General features: G+C 69.9%; 18 protein-coding genes. 3 read left to right on the forward strand and 15 right to left on the reverse strand.

What is annotated here, in order from left to right; translation table 11 throughout:
- Positions 1-117: 117 nt before the first annotated feature.
- The 5 genes from ACO2RJ_RS04330 to ACO2RJ_RS04350 all read right to left on the reverse strand — a co-directional run bounded on the left by ACO2RJ_RS04330 (position 118) and on the right by ACO2RJ_RS04350 (position 4196).
- Complete coding sequence (locus ACO2RJ_RS04330) at positions 118-657, reverse strand: hypothetical protein (protein WP_423266786.1); 540 nt, start codon at positions 655-657, stop codon at positions 118-120.
- Positions 658-778: 121 nt separating this feature from the next.
- Positions 779-1525: an HAD-IA family hydrolase gene (locus ACO2RJ_RS04335; protein ID WP_423266787.1), complete on the reverse strand. Its 747-nt coding sequence runs from the start codon at positions 1523-1525 to the stop codon at positions 779-781.
- On the reverse strand, positions 1525-2208 hold the full coding sequence (gene rpe, locus ACO2RJ_RS04340; protein ID WP_423266788.1) for a ribulose-phosphate 3-epimerase: 684 nt from the start codon (positions 2206-2208) through the stop codon (positions 1525-1527). The genes ACO2RJ_RS04335 and rpe overlap by 1 nt, the downstream gene beginning before the upstream one ends.
- 74 nt (positions 2209-2282) lie before the next feature.
- Positions 2283-3158 (reverse strand): phosphoribulokinase, encoded by an 876-nt coding sequence (locus ACO2RJ_RS04345; RefSeq protein WP_423266789.1) that lies wholly within the window; start codon positions 3156-3158, stop codon positions 2283-2285.
- Positions 3159-3167: 9 nt separating this feature from the next.
- Positions 3168-4196, reverse strand: a complete 1029-nt coding sequence (locus ACO2RJ_RS04350) for a class 1 fructose-bisphosphatase (protein WP_423266790.1) — start codon at positions 4194-4196, stop codon at positions 3168-3170.
- A 143-nt stretch (positions 4197-4339) separates the two neighbouring features.
- Here ACO2RJ_RS04350 and ACO2RJ_RS04355 point away from each other — a divergent pair, with 143 nt between their 5' ends.
- Positions 4340-5275: a LysR family transcriptional regulator gene (locus tag ACO2RJ_RS04355; protein WP_423266791.1), complete on the forward strand. Its 936-nt coding sequence runs from the start codon at positions 4340-4342 to the stop codon at positions 5273-5275.
- A 103-nt stretch (positions 5276-5378) separates the two neighbouring features.
- On the forward strand, positions 5379-5756 hold the full coding sequence (locus ACO2RJ_RS04360; protein WP_423266792.1) for a response regulator: 378 nt from the start codon (positions 5379-5381) through the stop codon (positions 5754-5756).
- Positions 5757-5800: 44 nt separating this feature from the next.
- Here the strand turns inward: ACO2RJ_RS04360 and folK are convergent, their stop codons facing one another.
- The 4 genes from folK to ACO2RJ_RS04380 are packed head-to-tail and all read right to left on the reverse strand — an operon-like array spanning position 5801 to position 8651.
- Positions 5801-6310 (reverse strand): 2-amino-4-hydroxy-6-hydroxymethyldihydropteridine diphosphokinase, encoded by a 510-nt coding sequence (folK, locus tag ACO2RJ_RS04365; RefSeq protein WP_423266793.1) that lies wholly within the window; start codon positions 6308-6310, stop codon positions 5801-5803.
- 1 nt (position 6311) lies between these two features.
- Complete coding sequence (gene folB / locus ACO2RJ_RS04370) at positions 6312-6683, reverse strand: dihydroneopterin aldolase (RefSeq protein ID WP_423266794.1); 372 nt, start codon at positions 6681-6683, stop codon at positions 6312-6314.
- Positions 6684-6711: 28 nt separating this feature from the next.
- Positions 6712-7782, reverse strand: coding sequence for a hydantoinase/oxoprolinase family protein (locus ACO2RJ_RS04375; RefSeq protein WP_423266795.1), 1071 nt, complete (start codon positions 7780-7782; stop codon positions 6712-6714).
- Entirely contained in the window at positions 7779-8651 is an 873-nt protein-coding gene (locus ACO2RJ_RS04380) for an ATP-grasp domain-containing protein (RefSeq protein ID WP_423266796.1), read from the reverse strand. The genes ACO2RJ_RS04375 and ACO2RJ_RS04380 overlap by 4 nt, the downstream gene beginning before the upstream one ends.
- Before the next feature lie 211 nt (positions 8652-8862).
- Here ACO2RJ_RS04380 and ACO2RJ_RS04385 point away from each other — a divergent pair, with 211 nt between their 5' ends.
- The gene (locus tag ACO2RJ_RS04385; RefSeq protein WP_423266797.1) at positions 8863-9588 is read left to right on the forward strand and encodes a HisA/HisF-related TIM barrel protein; all 726 of its coding nucleotides are present in this window, start codon (positions 8863-8865) and stop codon (positions 9586-9588) included.
- On the opposite strand, the gene ACO2RJ_RS04390 is transcribed toward ACO2RJ_RS04385, so the two are convergent.
- The 6 genes from ACO2RJ_RS04390 to ACO2RJ_RS04415 all read right to left on the reverse strand — a co-directional run bounded on the left by ACO2RJ_RS04390 (position 9527) and on the right by ACO2RJ_RS04415 (position 15439).
- Positions 9527-10372, reverse strand: coding sequence for a triphosphoribosyl-dephospho-CoA synthase (locus ACO2RJ_RS04390; protein ID WP_423266798.1), 846 nt, complete (start codon positions 10370-10372; stop codon positions 9527-9529). The genes ACO2RJ_RS04385 and ACO2RJ_RS04390 overlap by 62 nt on opposite strands.
- Complete coding sequence (locus tag ACO2RJ_RS04395) at positions 10362-11273, reverse strand: ATP-grasp domain-containing protein (RefSeq protein ID WP_423266799.1); 912 nt, start codon at positions 11271-11273, stop codon at positions 10362-10364. Before ACO2RJ_RS04395 ends, ACO2RJ_RS04390 begins: the two co-directional genes overlap by 11 nt.
- Before the next feature lie 109 nt (positions 11274-11382).
- Positions 11383-12342 (reverse strand): methenyltetrahydromethanopterin cyclohydrolase, encoded by a 960-nt coding sequence (mch, locus tag ACO2RJ_RS04400; RefSeq protein ID WP_423266800.1) that lies wholly within the window; start codon positions 12340-12342, stop codon positions 11383-11385.
- Positions 12339-13517, reverse strand: coding sequence for an ATP-grasp domain-containing protein (locus ACO2RJ_RS04405; RefSeq protein ID WP_423266801.1), 1179 nt, complete (start codon positions 13515-13517; stop codon positions 12339-12341). Before ACO2RJ_RS04405 ends, mch begins: the two co-directional genes overlap by 4 nt.
- Positions 13495-14388, reverse strand: coding sequence for an NAD(P)-dependent methylenetetrahydromethanopterin dehydrogenase (locus ACO2RJ_RS04410; protein ID WP_423266802.1), 894 nt, complete (start codon positions 14386-14388; stop codon positions 13495-13497). Before ACO2RJ_RS04410 ends, ACO2RJ_RS04405 begins: the two co-directional genes overlap by 23 nt.
- A complete protein-coding gene (locus tag ACO2RJ_RS04415; RefSeq protein WP_423266803.1) occupies positions 14375-15439 on the reverse strand; it encodes a beta-ribofuranosylaminobenzene 5'-phosphate synthase family protein in 1065 nt (354 codons plus the stop codon). Before ACO2RJ_RS04415 ends, ACO2RJ_RS04410 begins: the two co-directional genes overlap by 14 nt.
- Positions 15440-15560: the final 121 nt, after the last annotated feature.

A 15560-nucleotide genomic window follows, 5' to 3' on the forward strand; every position in this document is an offset into this window, starting at 1 on the left:
AGCTTCGGCGCCGCCGCCCCGCCGACGGCGTCGCGCCGTCCAGCGAGTCACGCCGTCGATCCGCCAGCTCGATCCCGAGCGGCTGGTCCGGAGTGGAGAGGATGTCCGCCGGGGCGGTCAGCAGCTGGTGGGGTAGTCCACCGCCTCGCGGGTCAGCGTCGTCTCGACGGACCTGAACCAGTCGATCTGCTCGACGTCGAGATCGCTGGTCTGCTCGGCCGACCTCAGGAGCCGGCCGAGCAGACCGAGGAAGAGCGCGTATTCCTGGCCGACCTTGAACAGGCCGACCTTCGCCGGCGTGGACGGAACGACGTGGAACTCGTTCTTCTTCTCCGCGGGGACGTGGACAAGGAATTTGAGTTCGACGAGATCCCTGATCCACTCGCGAGCCGTGTTGTCGCTGACGTCGAAGCGATCCTCGATGAATCGCACCGTTTCGCCGATGTTGTTCGGCTGGCCGGACAGGGCCTTTTGATGCGTCTCGATCAGGATCGTCCTGAGTTCGGGCTGGCTCTTCGGGATCTCGGGAAAATAGAGGTCCCACACCCGGTCGGACATCGTGTGGTTGGCGACGAGCGCGGCCGCGCTTGCGGCGAAGGCGGACTGTTCGAAGGCCGGCGGCTCGTCGGTCGACTGGGGCGGCTCGATCGCGGACATGTCCGATCCGTGCGTTGGCTGGCGCGGCGCGCCGTCACGCGGCGCCATGCGCTGCGAACGGCGAAACCATAGCGGGGGAAAGGCTCGGTCTCAATTCGTGTGCAGCCAGCCCATCAGTCCATCAGTCCATCAGCGTGCGCAGAAACTCCACCGTCACCATCGTCTGGCCTCGGCCTGCGCCGGCCAGCCACCGGGCGGGACGATCCGCCTCGCCGAGGCTGTCGAACACCGCGGCGGCGCCGGAGAAGTCCTGGTCGTCGGTGTAGAAGTTTGGCGTCGCCACGGATCGGAGGCCCGCCGCCGCGGCGGAGCGCACGCCGTAGACCGTATCCTCGAAGGCGATGGCCTCCGAAGGGTCAAGCGCGAGGCGCTTGAGAGCGAGCAGGTAGATGTCCGGCGCCGGCTTCTTCACGGCGACGGAGTCGCCGGCCGCGATCGTCTCGAACAGTCCCGGCCCGTCCGCGCCGAGCGTGGTCGACAGCAGCGCCTCCACATTGCCGAGGCTCGTCGTGGTCGCGATGGCGAGACGGACGCCGGCGGCGCGCGCCTGGTGGATCAGCCGCTCGACGCCCGGTCGCAGCGTCACCGCGCCCTCATGGACGAGTTCAGCGTAGCGCCGGTTCTTCGCGGCGTGAAGCTCGCCGAGCGCGGCGAGCGCGCGGTCCGCTTGCGGCGGCCGGTCGTGCTCGATGAAGTGCCGGAGCCGTTCCTTGCCGCCCATCACCCGCAGCAGGCGGCGGTAGGTCGGCTGGTCCCACTCCCAGGGCAGATCGAAGGCCCGGAAGGTCTCGTTCAGAGCGCGGCGGTGAGCTTCCTCGGTCTCGGCGAGCGTGCCGTCGACGTCGAAGATCAGCGCCTCGAGCCCCATCAGGCGGCCCGACGGCCCAGTGCGGCGTCCGCCGCGGCCCGGATCTCAGTGATGTGGCGCGCGTAGAAGTCCGGGCCGTCCCTGAAGACGGCGTTGCCGGCGACGAAGGCGTCGGCTCCGGCGGCCGCGCAGAGCGGCGCGGTCTCGGCCGTCACGCCGCCGTCGACTTCGATGCGGATGGGCCGCGCGCCGATCATGCGTTTCACGCGGGCGATCTTCTCCGTCATCGCGGGAATGAAGGCCTGGCCCCCGAAACCGGGATTCACCGTCATGACGAGAACGAGATCGATCTTGTCGAGCACGTGCTCGATCGCGCTCTCCGAGGTCGCGGGGTTGATCGCGACGCCCGCCTGCTTTCCGAGCGAGCGGATGAGTTGAAGCGAGCGGTCGAGATGCGGGCCAGCTTCAGCGTGGACCGTCAGCCGGTCGCAGCCGGCCTTGGCGAAGGCCTCAAGATAGGGATCGGCCGGCGCGATCATGAGATGGCAGTCGAACAGGGCGTCGGTCCAGCGGCGCAGCTTCCTCACCACCTCCGGCCCGAAGGTGATGTTCGGCACGAAATGGCCGTCCATCACGTCGAGATGCACCCAGTCGGCGCCTGCCGCGACGACGTCGCGGGTCTCCTCGCCGAGGCGGGAGAAGTCGGCGGAGAGGATCGAGGGGGCGATGACGGCGGAGGGCATGGCGGGCGAGCCGGTTCTGCTGCGATGCGGCGAGCGCATAAACCTTTCGTCGCCCGTCGTACAGTCCGGTGCGTTCAACCGGCGCGGCGCTTCATCTCGACAAGGCTCAGAATCATCGGCGTGAGGATCAGCTGCATGGCGAGATCGAGCTTGCCGCCGGGAATGACGATCGAATTCGCCCGCGACATGAAGCTCCAGGGGATCATCGACAGGAGATAGGGGAAATCGATGCCGCGGGGATCGCGGAACCGGATGACCACCATCGACTCCTCGGCGGTCGGGATCCAGCGCGCGATGAAGGGGTTCGAGGTGTCGACCGTCGGGATGCGCTGGAAGTTGATGTCCGTGCGGGTGAACTGGGGGCAGATGTAGTTCACATAGTCCGGCATCCGGCGCAGGATCGTCTGCGTCACGTCGTGGGTGGTGTAGCCGCGGTCGTCGCGGTCGCGGTGGATCTTCTGGATCCACTCCAGATTGATCACGGGCACGACGCCGATCTTGAGGTCGGCGTGGCGGGCGAGGTCGAGGCCGTCGGTTACGGTCGCGCCGTGCAGCCCCTCGTAAATCATGAGGTCGGTGGGCCGGGGCAGGTCGGTCCACTCGGTGAAGGTGCCCATCGGCTGGCCGAAGCGCTGCGCGGCGGCGAGATCATGGACGTAATGGCGCGTCCGTCCCCCGCCGTTGGCGCCATAGCTTGCCAAAGTGCGCTCGAGCTCCTCGAGCAGGTTCGCCTCATGGCCGAAATGGCTGAAATGGTGGTTGCCGCGCGCCTCCTCCTCCTCCTGGTGGCGGCGCATGCCGTCCCGGTCGTAGCGATGAAAGGCGTCGCCTTCGACGAAGGCGGCGACGATCTTCTCGCGCCGGAAAATCTGCTCGAACGTCGTGCGCACCGACGTGGTGCCGGCCCCCGACGAGCCGGTGACGGATATGATCGGGTGACGCAGCGACATCGACGACCGTCAGGCGAGGAACAGGCCGCGTCTCGCGAACAGCGGCGACGATGATCCCTTGCGCGCGGGCTCGGCGTAATAGCGGCCGATGCGCTCGACCTCCTCGGCCGACCCCGCGATCAGCGGGGCGCGCACATGCAGCTTTTCGGGGATGAGGTCGAGGATGCGCGTCCGGCCGTCGGTCGCCGCGCCGCCGGCCTGCTCGCACACCATCGCGATCGGGTTGCACTCATAGACGAGCCGCAGCCGTCCCTGCTCATATCCCTTCCGCGCGTCGCCCGGATAGAGATAGACGCCGCCCCGGACGAGGATGCGGAACACGTCGGCGACCAGGGAGCCGACCCAGCGCATGTTGAAATTCTTCTCCCGAGGACCCGTCTCGCCGGCGAGGCAATCGCCGATATAGGCCGTCATCGCGTCGTCCCAGTGGCGGTGGTTCGAGGCGTTGATCGCGTATTCCTTGGTGGTCTCCGCGATCCTGACGTCGGCATGGCTCCGCAGGAAGGCGTCGCGCTCGGCGTCCAGCACGAAGATCTGGACGCCGTCGCCCACGGTGAGCACGAGCGCGGTGGCGGGACCGTACACGATGAACCCCGCCGCGAGCTGCTTGGAGCCCGGCTGGAGGAACGTGCCGTCTCCGATGTTCGGCAAAACGCCGAACAGCGTGCCGATCGAGACGTTGGTCTCGATGTTCGACGATCCGTCGAGCGGATCCGTCGCGACCGCGAGCGGAGCGGTGGGATCGAGCTCTTGGACCTCGTCGGCCTCTTCCGAGCCGACCAGCGCCACCGGCGCGCGGCGCAAGGCCTCGACCGTGATCTCGTGGCAGCGCACGTCGAGCGCCTTCTGGGTGTCGCCGCCGGCGTTGTCGCCGACCGCGGCGGCCATCGCTCCTTCGAGCGCTCCGCGCGCCACGATCTTGGCGATCGTCCGTCCCGCCGCCGTCATCGCCGTCACCGTCCGGGCCACGGCGGCGCGCGTGGGATCGCCGGCGGCCCAGGCGTCGAGATAGGCGTCGAGGGTGGTGTCGTCGGCCACGTGCGGCTCCCTGCCAGTATTTTTCGGGCGCAGTCTGCCCCGCCGCGCTCCAGCGATACAGGCCCCGAACGCGTCGTGAAAGCAACAGATCGTCGTAGGCCGGTTGCTTAGATTTGCCACATAAACTAATTGCGACATTCAGAATGTCTGAAGATCTGATCCGTTCGTTGACCCTGAAGCAACTGCGCGCTCTCGCCGCGGTGGCGGACACCGGCGCGGTCAGCGCCGCGGCCCGTCGGCTCGGCGTGACGCCGCCGGCGGTCACCATGCAGGTTCAACTGCTGGAGCAGGCGGTCGGACTGCCGCTGCTCGATCGAAGCGGGGACGGATTTCGTCCCACCGACGCAGGACGCGAGGTCGCCGAAGCCGCCGCGCGCGTCGAGCACGCGATCCGGGACTGCGTGGCGGCGCTTGAAGCGATGAAGGGCCTCGAGGGAGGCCGGGTGTCGGTCGCGATCGTCTCGACGGCCAAGTATTTCGCGCCCATGGCGCTCGGGGCCTTCGCGCGGTCGCATCCCAAGGTCGAGCTCAGCCTGGTCATCGGCAACCGGGCGGAGGTGATCAATCTTCTGCGGACGGACCAGGTCGACGTCGCGATCATGGGGCGTCCGCCCGAAGATCTCGACGTCGACCGGACCGTGATCGGAGATCACCCCCATATCGTCATTGCAGCGCCCGGCCATCCTCTCGCCAGTCGGACGGTCCGGCCGAAGGATCTCGACGGCCATGTGTTTCTGATGCGCGAGGGCGGTTCCGGAACGCGCGGTCTGATGGAGCGGCTGTTCGAGCAGGAGGGCGTGAAAGTCCGGACCGGCATGGAGATCGGCTCGAACGAGACGATCAAGCAGGCCGTCATCGCCGGGCTCGGGCTAGCCCTGATCTCGGCCCATACGGTCGCCGCCGAAATCGCCGACGGTCGCATCGTCGCCCTGGACGTGGAAGGGTTGCCGATCCTGAGACAGTGGCACGTCGTGCGCCGGGCGGGAAAACGGCTGACGCCGCCCGCCCTCGCAATGAACGCATTCCTATCCGAGCACGGAGCGGAATTCCTGCCGGTCATCCCGCGAGCGGAACCTTAGCGAGCGTCAAAGCGTCTACGCCTAACGCCGTGCGTTTTTGCGGCGTGGGAGCTTAGGCCCGCATGCGCGGCGCCGAGGCGCCCGCAGGAAGCGTTGGACCACGATGCGCGTGTTGATCGTCGAGGACGAGCCAATCATCGCCCTCGAGATCGAAGCGATCGTTCTCGAGAGACTGCCGAATGCTGAAGTGCGTGTGGTCATGTCTGTGGCGGAGGCCTTGTTGGAGGCCGACCAGGTCCTCGGCTTAGCTTTCCTCGATATCGACGTCACCGACGGCAAGACCTATCCGCTCGCGCTGAAGCTGTGCCTCAACAAGGTCCCTTTCGCGTTTGTGTCCGGCGCCCGCTCCGACGAAGCTCCGCAGGAGCTCGCCGGCGCCAGGTTCATCCCGAAGCCGTTTTGCGCGCAGGATATCAGGGACATCATATCGAGCTTGGGCGAGGCCCCGGAGTGCGACGCCTCCGACGAAGAAGCGACCTGATTCCGGCCTGCCCGGGGCTTCGTACGGCCGCAGCCGTCTGAATGCTATTGGCTCGGGAGGGCGCGCGGCCGCCAGGGCGGCGAAAGCTTCGCGAAGCCCTCGACGTCGACCTTCGCCGCCGCGTCGCGGATTGCGACGCCGTCAAGGACCAGGTCGGGCCGGATTTCCGCCAACGGCGCCAGCACGAAAGCCCGGTTGAACATCTCCTTGTGCGGCACGATGAGCCGCTCGGTCGCGACCTTCTCATCGCCGAGATAGAGGATGTCGACGTCGATCAGCCGCGGTCCCCAGCGGAAGGTCTTTTCGCGGCCGAGCTCCTCCTCGACGCTCTGCGTGAAGGCGAGCGCCTCTTCGGGCGACATGTCGGTCCGACCGACGGCGCAGGCGTTCGCGAACCAGTCCTGCTCGACATAGCCCCACGGCGCCGTGCGCCAGATCGACGACGCGGCGACGAAATGGACGCTTTCGCCGGTGAAGACGCGCTCCATGGCGCGGTTGAGATTCGCGATCTTGTCGCCGACATTGCTGCCGAAGCCGAGGCCGATTTCGGTCAACTCAAGCCTCGCCGCGCCGGCGGATGATCTCGACGCCGACGTCTGAGAACACGCCCGCGATCGGGGCCATCGGCTTGTGAACCTCGACGCGGACCGTCTCGATCGTCGCGAAACGATCGAGCAACGTCTCGGCGATGCGCTCGGCGAGCGCCTCCAGGAGGTTGAAGCGCTGCGTCGTCGCGATCTCGACGACCGCCAGATAGACGTCGTTGTAGGACACCGCGTCGGTGAAATCGTCCGTGAGGCCGTAGGCGCGGGTGTCCAGCCAGTAGTCGATGTCGAAGACGAAGCGCTGTCCGAGCGTCTTCTCCTCCTCGAACACCCCGTGATGGGCATGGACCTGAAGGCCGCGCAGAAAAATTCGGTCGCTCATGTCGCTCGCGCTCGCAGGGCTCTCAAGGTCATAACGGCGAGCGCCCGCCATCGGTCTCAGCCGGGCGCCGACGCATCGCGCAAAGCTTCGCGACGGCGACGGCCGGGGCCGCGTCGGCGGCCGCTCGGGCCAGCGCCGCATCCTCGGTCCAGCCCGCCGCGACGTCGCGATACAAGAGCCCGAGCCTTTCCGCCAGCCGCCGAGCGAGGAATCGGCCGACCCCGGCCCCGACGACGGTCTGGGCGGGGGCGGTCGGCGTCCTGGACAGCACGGCTGTCGCCGCGTCGCACAGTCGGCGCAGAGAGGCTTCCCCGAGATGGCGCGCCAGCAACTCGGCGGCGGCGGCCGTATTGGCGTCGAGATCCGCGCCCACCATCCGCAGCAGCCTTCGGGCGCTCGCTTCCCGCGTCTTCGGGCCGCCATCGGCTGACGGATGAAGGTCGGCGCTCTCGACGAGGTCTCCGGTGAGGCGGAACACGTCGGCCGAGGTCGCGAAATGCTCCGCCATCGGCTGGACCCATGCGCCGCCGAAAGGCAGCCGGGTCGCCATCGCCATGACCGGCGTGCGCGCCACGCCGAGATAAATCAACTCGTCCGCCGCCATACGCTCGGCGTCCGTCGCGCCGCGCGCCGAGACCCGGCGGTTCGCGACGGGAATGATGTCGGCTGTGGTCGACCCGACGTCGACCAACAGGCCCGACTCATGCTCCAGCGCCATCGCCTCCGCGGTCGCCCGCCAGTTGGCGGACGCGATCCGGGCCACGTGGCCGGCGGCCGCGTCGCGATCGACGAAGCCGACAGCGCCGGCGTAGAAGGCAAGTCGGGCGGCGCCGTAACGGTCGGCGAGGGCTGCGACGATCGCCGCGGCGCCGCTCGCCCGGTCGGGCCAGAGGTCGACCAGTTCGCCGGTCATCGTGACGGCGATTTCGGACGTGGGCAGGATATCGTCGGCAGCCTCGTCCAGCGCCTGGTCCAGACGGTCCAGTCCCCGCCAGAGCGGACACGCCACGGTTCGGGCCGCGACGAGCGCGCCGGCGGCGTCGAGACGCGCCACCTTGAGATGCGCGCCGCCGACGTCGAGCCCGACGGTCGCGCTCAAGGCCGGACCTCGACGGTTCGGCTGGCGAGCGGCGGGGTCACGACGTCAGCGGCCGCAAAGGGCGCGACGAGCGCGGCCGGATTGACGCCCAGCGCTTCGCGCAGACCGGCATAGGCCGTGGTCAGCCTCGGGTTCACTTCGATCACGACCGGACCCGCCTCACCCAACACGATGTCGACGCCGAACAGGCCGTCGAGTCCCGGCAGGGCGCAGCCGACCTCCCGGGCGAGCGCGGCCAGGCGGCCATCCGGATCTTCGAAAGCCGCGACGTCGAGGCCGTCAAACTGGAATGCGCCGTCATGAACGGCGATCCGTTGGCGGTTCGCCGCGAGCAGGAAGGTCGTCCCGTCGCGCCGCAGGACGGTGAGGCTCGCGGCCTCTCCCGGCACGTAGCGCTGGATGACGGAGCCATCGGACAGGTCGACCGGGGAGGGCGCGCGCGTCCACAGGCGCGTGGCGTCGCAGCCGGCGCCGTCGTCAGGCTTGGAGACGAAGGGCCCGGCCTCGCCGGGCGGAACGCCGTCCGGCCGCCAGACCGGCGCTACCGCCACGCCATGCGTCGCGAGCCGCTCTGCGGTCGCACGTTTGCTCGCAGCGATCCGGATCGCTGCGAGATCGGGACCGACGATCGTCGCGCCCGCGGAGGCGCAGAGGCCGACGAGCCGTTCGAGCAATCCGCCCGTCTCCGGCGCCACCACCCAGGCCGCGTCGGCCTCGCTTGCAAGACGGCGCCACAGCGGCCACGGATCGACGCCCTTCGTCACGGGCGCGCTGTCGCCGATGGACGGCGGCGGCAGACGGTCGTCATGCGTCATCGAGAGCGTCACGCCGGCGAGGTCGAGAAGATCGCGCGCGAGAGCGTCGCGCATCAGGCGGCCCTCGCGCGCCAGCGACGCCGGCAGCGAACCGCTTCGCAAACCGCCGGCCGTCACATATTCACATAGGAAGACGCGCACCGGACCCCCGCGAAAGTCGAAGCGCGGACGGCCGCGGCCGCATATACCGTCCCTTCGAAGCGCCGGACCATAAGTCCTTGGCGCCCGTCAGGAAACCGTACCGCGTCGACGGAGCGTCGCGACATTGGACGTCATCCCTGTGCTCGATCTCATGGGCGGGCAGGTCGTTCACGCCCGGCGCGGCGAACGCGACGCCTACCGCCCGATCGCGTCACGCCTGACCCCAGGCTCCGATCCGCTCGCGATCGTCGCGGCGCTGATGGCCGTCGCGCCCTTTCGCCGCCTCTATGTCGCGGACCTCGACGCCATCCGAGGCCGAGGCGGCCATGACGCCACGATTTCGGCGCTCGCAGCGGTTTTTCGCGACCTGGAGTTTTGGGTCGATCGCGGCGAGAGCGACGTCCGCTCCCTGCAGCGGCGCGCGCGGCAGGGGCCCGGACGAACAGTCGTCGGGACGGAATCCTTCGACGACGCGTTCGGGGTCAAGCGCGCTCTGTGGGCGGGCAAATCCGTCTTGTCGCTCGACCACGACGCTTCGGGTCCGCTCGGCCCGCGCGAGGCGCACGACGACGCCAAGATGTGGCCGTCGAGGGTGATCGTGATGACGCTCGCCCGCGTGGGCGCCGACGCGGGACCGGATTTCGAGCGACTGGCGGACGTCGTGGCGCGCGCGGGCGACCGGCAGGTCTACGCCGCCGGCGGGATTCGCGGCCTGGAGGATCTGACGGCCCTGGCCGAGCTCGGCGTCGCCGGAGCGCTGGTCGCGAGCGCTTTGCATGACGGACGCCTCACGTCGGCCGATCTGGCGGCGGTCCGTCGAGCGTCGCTGCAAACACCGCGGCGACCGTGAGGTCGGCGGTGGTGCCGGGGTTCAGCCCCTTGGCCTTCAGATGCAGGTCATAGGCGTCGAGCGCCCGTTGACGATCTGGGCGGCCGTCGAGACCGGCGGCGAACAGCGCGCTCTCCCGGCGTAAGGCCTCCGCCGTCTCGGCTCCGAACTTTCGCGCCACATGGCTGTCCGGATAGAGGCCGAGCAGACCGAGATAGACGTCCTCGACGGCCTCGCGACCGGGGCCGCGGACCGCGTACGCCTCCGCCGCGGCGAACACGTCCTCGAAGTCGGTCACGTATTGGAGCGCGATTCGATCTCTCCCGGCGGCTTCCGCCATGGCTTCGCGCAGCGTAATGCGCGGAGGCTCCCTCACGTCGTGCTGGTCGGCTGAGCCCAAACCGCCGGGATTGGCGGCGGCGATCGCGCGATACGCCGCTTCCGCGTCCGAGACGGTGAGGCGGTCGAGCACGCGGCTGACGGCGGTGCGCAGCCGCTCGTCGCGGTCTTTGGTCTGGGCGGCGTGGGCCAGAGGCGCCGCAAGCAGCACGATGCCGAGATTGGCGTTGCAGCCGACGGCTGCGAGCGAGGCTTTGACGGCGCCTTCGATGCGCTCCCCCACCGTCCGTCCGGCGACCAGTCGGACGGACGCGACTTCCGCGGCGCGCCGGAAGGTCGCGACCGTCATGCCGTGGCCGTCGCGGAAGCGGTGGACGTTGCCCGGCTTGAGCGCGTCGAGTTCGGCGAAACAGGCCGCGCGGAAGGCGTTCGCGACGCCTACAAGGTCCCAGGGCTCAGGCGGCATCGGCGCGCGCCAGGCGCCTCGCGAGATCACGGGCGAGCAGGGCGGCCACATCGACGCCGGTCGCTTTGGCGAGGCCCTTCCAGGCCGGCATCGAGTTGACCTCGAGCACCAGGAAGCGGCCGTCCTCCGCCTCGATCAGGTCGACGCCGGCATAGGCCGCGCCGACGGCCGCCGCCGCGCGCACGGCGAGCGCGGCGGCTTCGCCGTCGATCGCCGCCGGTTCGCCCTCGGCGCCCTGAAAGATGTTGGTGATCCAGCCGCTCGATCGGCGAATCATGGCGCCGACCGCGCGTCCGTCCACGACGAAGACGCGCCAGTCGTGGGCGCCGCCGGAGGCGCTCGACCCGCGGCTCGCGACGAACTCCTGGAGGTAGTAGACGCCGCCGACCTCTTCGGGCGTGGGTAGGGCGTCGCCTTGCGCGAGCCGGACGATGCCCTTGCCCTGCGCGCCGAACAGCGGCTTCAGCACGGCGTCGCCACCGAAACTTTCGAAGGCCGCCTGCGCGTCGTCCCGGCGTTCGAGCACGACCGAGCGGGGCGTGGGCAGGCCCGCGGCGGCGAGCCGGAAGGTCGTCATGCCCTTGTCGACGCAGGCCTCGATCGCGCGCGCGTCGTTGACGACGGCGACGCCGAGCGACGCCGCCGCATGCAGCAGGCCGAGCCGGCTGGTGATCTGTTCCGTCGTGCCCGACGGGATCAGCCGCACGAAGATCGCGCCCGGAAGGCGGCCGGCGAGGCCGGGCACGCGCAGTCCGGGTCGTCCGGTCGCCAGGTCGAAGCCGCATTCGGCCATCGACAGGATGTGCGGGCGCAAGCCTTCGCGCGACAAAGCCGCGGCGAGGCCGTGGCTGTGCCAATCGGCCTTTTCCGTGAAGATGACGACGGCGTCTTCGACGATCATGGGGCCGCTGTAAGCTCCGTCATGGCTTTGTGTCTCGACCCCGCGCCGGCCACACGCCCACGGGCGACTGCGGCCGCCGACGGCGGCCGCAGTCGCCGGGACCGGCGCATCAGGCGCCCGAGAACGACTTTTCGATCAGGGCCGGCTCGAAGCCGCCGGCGGTGAAGCTCTTCCCGGTCTGGAGCGCCGTCACGGTGACGACCGCAGGCGAGAACAGCCCCGCGTCGCAGGCGTAGAAATCGTAGTTGTAACCCGCGAAGATCTCGCCGAACGGTCGGCCGTGGTCGCGCGAGGTGCTCGAGGGGAGCTGGTTGGCGAGCTGCTCGGCCTCGTCTTCCGGACCCTCGACATAGAGCGTGATCTGGCCGCCGTAGAGCACCGCGTCGTTGGTCCGGCCCATGGCGGACAGGAAATCCGCGCCGGGCGGCGGCAAAGGCGCGAGGCCCGAGCCGTCGACGACTCGCTCGAGTGGAAAATGCACCGCATGCGCCTTGTGAAGCGCCACTTCGAGCACCCGGCCGACGACCTGCGCGGTGCCGGCGAGGCTCTGGGTCGGCGTCAGGATCAGCGTCAGCTTGTCCTCGGCGACGCCGCAATCCTTGGCGATCTGAGCGACCAGGGTAGCCGGCGGGCGCTTGTCGACTTCGAGCACGAGCGCGGCTGCGTCGCCCGCGTCGGAGTAGGCGATGTCGCCGTAGAGATCCTCCTTCGCCGCAAGCGCGCGGCCGGGGCCGGAGCCCAGCGCGAAGAAGTCGCCTTCCGAGAGGCTCCATCCCGCATACTGGCTGCCGAGGCAGGCGATGACCGGATCGTTGGTGACGATCTGGATGCCGGTCGTCCAGCGGGGGAAGCGTGCATCGGGCACGAAGCGGGCGTGACCCAACCCGCCGAGGCAGATCTCGATGATGCGCCGGCCGGCCTCCAGGCCGCCCCGCACGTCGATCCCGCCGTCGACGATGGTCGCGCCGGTTTCGGTGCGCTCGACCCCGAGGCGCAGGATCTCCGCGTCCGCGATCAGGGCCTCGACGAGCGGCGCGGAGAGCTTCGCGACGCTGGGCTTCTTCGTCATGCGGACACCATCAGGTTCGTGGGCGCCGGCTGCGCGGCGCGGATTGAGGTCAGAAGCGCGGCGCGGCGCTCGGACACGAGCGCGCGGGCCGCTTGAGGCGAGGCGCCGGCGGCCGCGATCGTGCAGACGGGCGCGCCGGCGGGGACCGTTTCGTCGCACGACGGCCAGTCGGCCGTCCAGACCGGCCTTGGTAGCGACGCCGTCGAGACAGGGCGTTCGGCGTAAACGACCGCCGCGGCGTAGGCGCAGGCCGGTTCGGGAAGGGCGTGCGGAAGTCGGCCTGAGCAGGCGTCCAGGTGCAGGCCGAGCAGTGAAGGCATGGCCCCTTGATCGAACACGTCGAGCGTGGCGCCGGGGCGGGGGTTTATCTCCAGCACCCAGAAGGCGGCTCCAGGCGCGCCATCGGGCACGATGAGGTCGGCGCTGGCGAGGCCGACAAGACCGGTGGCCGCGACCAATCCGTCGAGCGTGCGCGCCACCTCGGCGACCAGCGGGCCGGGCAAGGCGACCGGACCGACCGCGCCGCCATAGCGGAACGGCGATCGCGGCGTCGGATCCGGCCACTGCTCGGAGAAGCCGACGATCCGCGACGCGCGGCCGTCGGCGAGGAACAGCGCCGAGATCGATCGCCCCGGAACCCGCTCCTGCAGATAGCGGCCCGCAGCCGTGGGACGTCCGTGACCGACGCCGGAACGGATATGCCCGCCGCCGGACGCGCCGGCGCGCTTCGACAGCCACTCGTGGCCCCGCGGCGCGCCGCCGCCGGTTCGAATCCGAGGATGCGCCACGTCGAGATCTGAGAGCAGGCGGGCGAAGCTTTCCGGGTCCTTGAGGCGGGCGACCGTGTCCGGGGACGCTCCGCGGATCGGGTGACGCCGGCCGATCTCCGCCATCAGCGAAGGGGCGTGCTCAAGTCCTGCGCCGAAGACCACCGGCAGCCCCTCGGGAGCGTGAGCCTTCAGGGTCGCGAGCAGCCCGGCGCGCGTGAACCGCACGCCGCGGCGCCCGGCGGGCGAGCGCACGGCGAGTGCGGCGTGTTCGCAGGTGTCGGCATCGGCGAAGAGATCGACGGCGAGCGCGCGAAGCCCGGCCCGCCGCGCGGATCGGGCGAGCGCGCGCGCCGACAGGGCGACGACCGCGACGTCTAAGGCGTCACTCCGAGAGCTGGCGCGCAAGCTCGAACGCCTCGAGGAAGGAGATCTGCAGCGCCGTGTCGGAGTTCCGGATCCGCTTCAGGATCTGGTGCTGCACTTGATACTTGACCTGACCGATGGTCAGCGCGCCGATGCCGACGCCGTGCGGCAGGGCCACGCCGTCCGCGTTCGAATCGACGCCGGCGACGCCGTTCGGCGGCACGGCGTTGATGTCCGCTGCGACGAGGAGGTTGTCCGCCGCCTTCAGCACGTCCGCCGAAATGACTTCGACGCCGGCGGACGCGCAGGTCAGGATGACGTCGGCGTTCTTCACCAGCGCCGTCTTTTCCGCATCGTCCCGCGCCACGGCGCAGTCGAGCTTCACGCCGAAGCGCTTCTTGAAGTCGACGGCCTTGGCTTCGACGTCCTCGATCACGAGATGGCTGACGATCGTGACCTTCGCGCCGGCCTGCGCCGCGATCACCGCGGCGATGCCGCCGATGATGCCGGTCGCCCCGTAGACCTGCACCCGGGCGCCCTCGAGGCCGCCTTCGCGCTTGCCGCGGAGACGCTTCTCCACCTGCGCGATCATGGCCGCGGCCGTCGTGAAGGCGCCGGACGGGTCGGCGAAGATCGAGATCTCGAAGGGCGGGAACAGGGCGGAGGCTGCCGCCGCCATCTGGTCGAGCGCCAGGCTCGCGTCCTTGCCGCCGATGAAGAGCACGGTCCGCTTGGCGTCGTTCGGCGAGCGCGAGAACATCGCGTCCTGCGTCAGGCCGACGACGTCCTTGAGGCCGACCTCCTGGTAGGTCGCGATCGTCTTGAAGCCGGCGTCCACGCCCATGTTCACGTCGAACGGACTGGTGTTCTTGAGCGGCGTGATCATGTGCAGGATGGGTTCAGCGTCGGACATCGGCGTCTCCAGACAGTTCGGACAGGCGGTCCGGCGCGGCGCGTTCGGGCGTGATCACGATGGTCGCGCCGCGGTTGGAGCCGCGGACCGCTTCGAAGGCGAGGCTCGGCCGGTCGGCGTAACGCCTGCGCATCTCGATCGCCAGATCCTCGGCCTGCGTCGCATCGCCCAGCACGGCGAAGCCGGTGGGGCCCCACGAGCTCTGCCCGACGCCGGGAACGCCGGTCGCCTCGATCGCGGCGAGGGCGTCGGCGACGTCCGGGCTGGTGAAGCGGCCGCCCTGGGCCTGCGCGAAATGGTCGCCCAGGCGCCGCTGCATCTCGCCGACAGCCCGGCCGAACGCGACGGCGTCGCCCTCCGCCGCCGCCGGCAGGGCGCCAAGCACCGCCAGCCGGCACAGCCGATCCGCCAAGGCCTCCGGAAAGAGCGGGAGGCGCGCCATCGCCGTCGTCTCCCGCGAGCCGCTGAGTCCGGCCATCTTGCCGTCGAGGATGAGGAGGATGCGCCAGTCGTCCGGAATCGCGATCCGCGACAGGATCGGGGGCGCGCCGCCGCCCGGTCCCTTGCCGCCGTCCAGAACGACGCCGCCGCCGCCTTCGAAGGCTGCGAGCCCGATGCTCGAGCGTCGGCCGCGGCCGAGGATCTCCGCGATCTCGCGGGGCGTGGTCGAGAGGCCGTTCAGGCGGGCGAGACCCACGCCGACCGCAAGGCCGAGCTGCGTGCCCGAACCGAGACCGGCATGAGGCGGCAGCGCCGTCTCGACGGTGACGGAGACCCGATCATCGACCCCCAGGGCCGCGGCGACGGTCGCGATCGCCGCCTCCGCGCGATCTCCGTCGGGGCCGCCCGACGCGGCCCGCTCGGCGAACGTCAGCGTCACGCGCGTCGCCGGCCGGTCGAGCGCCATGCCGAGCCCGCCGAAGGTGCGCCCGAGCGAGCCGCCCATGTCGAGGAAGCCGATATGCAGACGGCCGGGCGCCTTCACCGAAACGGCGCGGGCGGCGCCGACGCCGCTGTCGCGCGATAGGGTCCGGTTCGAAGATGATGTCATAGGCGATCCGATCTTCACCATAGGCGGTCGACGCCGGGCTCGCCATCCTTGCAAGATGGGTCGAAAGCCTAGGCGGACGAAAGGTCGCGACGCGTTGCGCGGCCTTGCTGGGCTATGTAAC

The sequence above is a fragment of the Hansschlegelia sp. KR7-227 genome (assembly GCF_049446035.1).
In the GTDB taxonomy this organism is placed as follows: domain Bacteria; phylum Pseudomonadota; class Alphaproteobacteria; order Rhizobiales; family Methylopilaceae; genus Methylopila.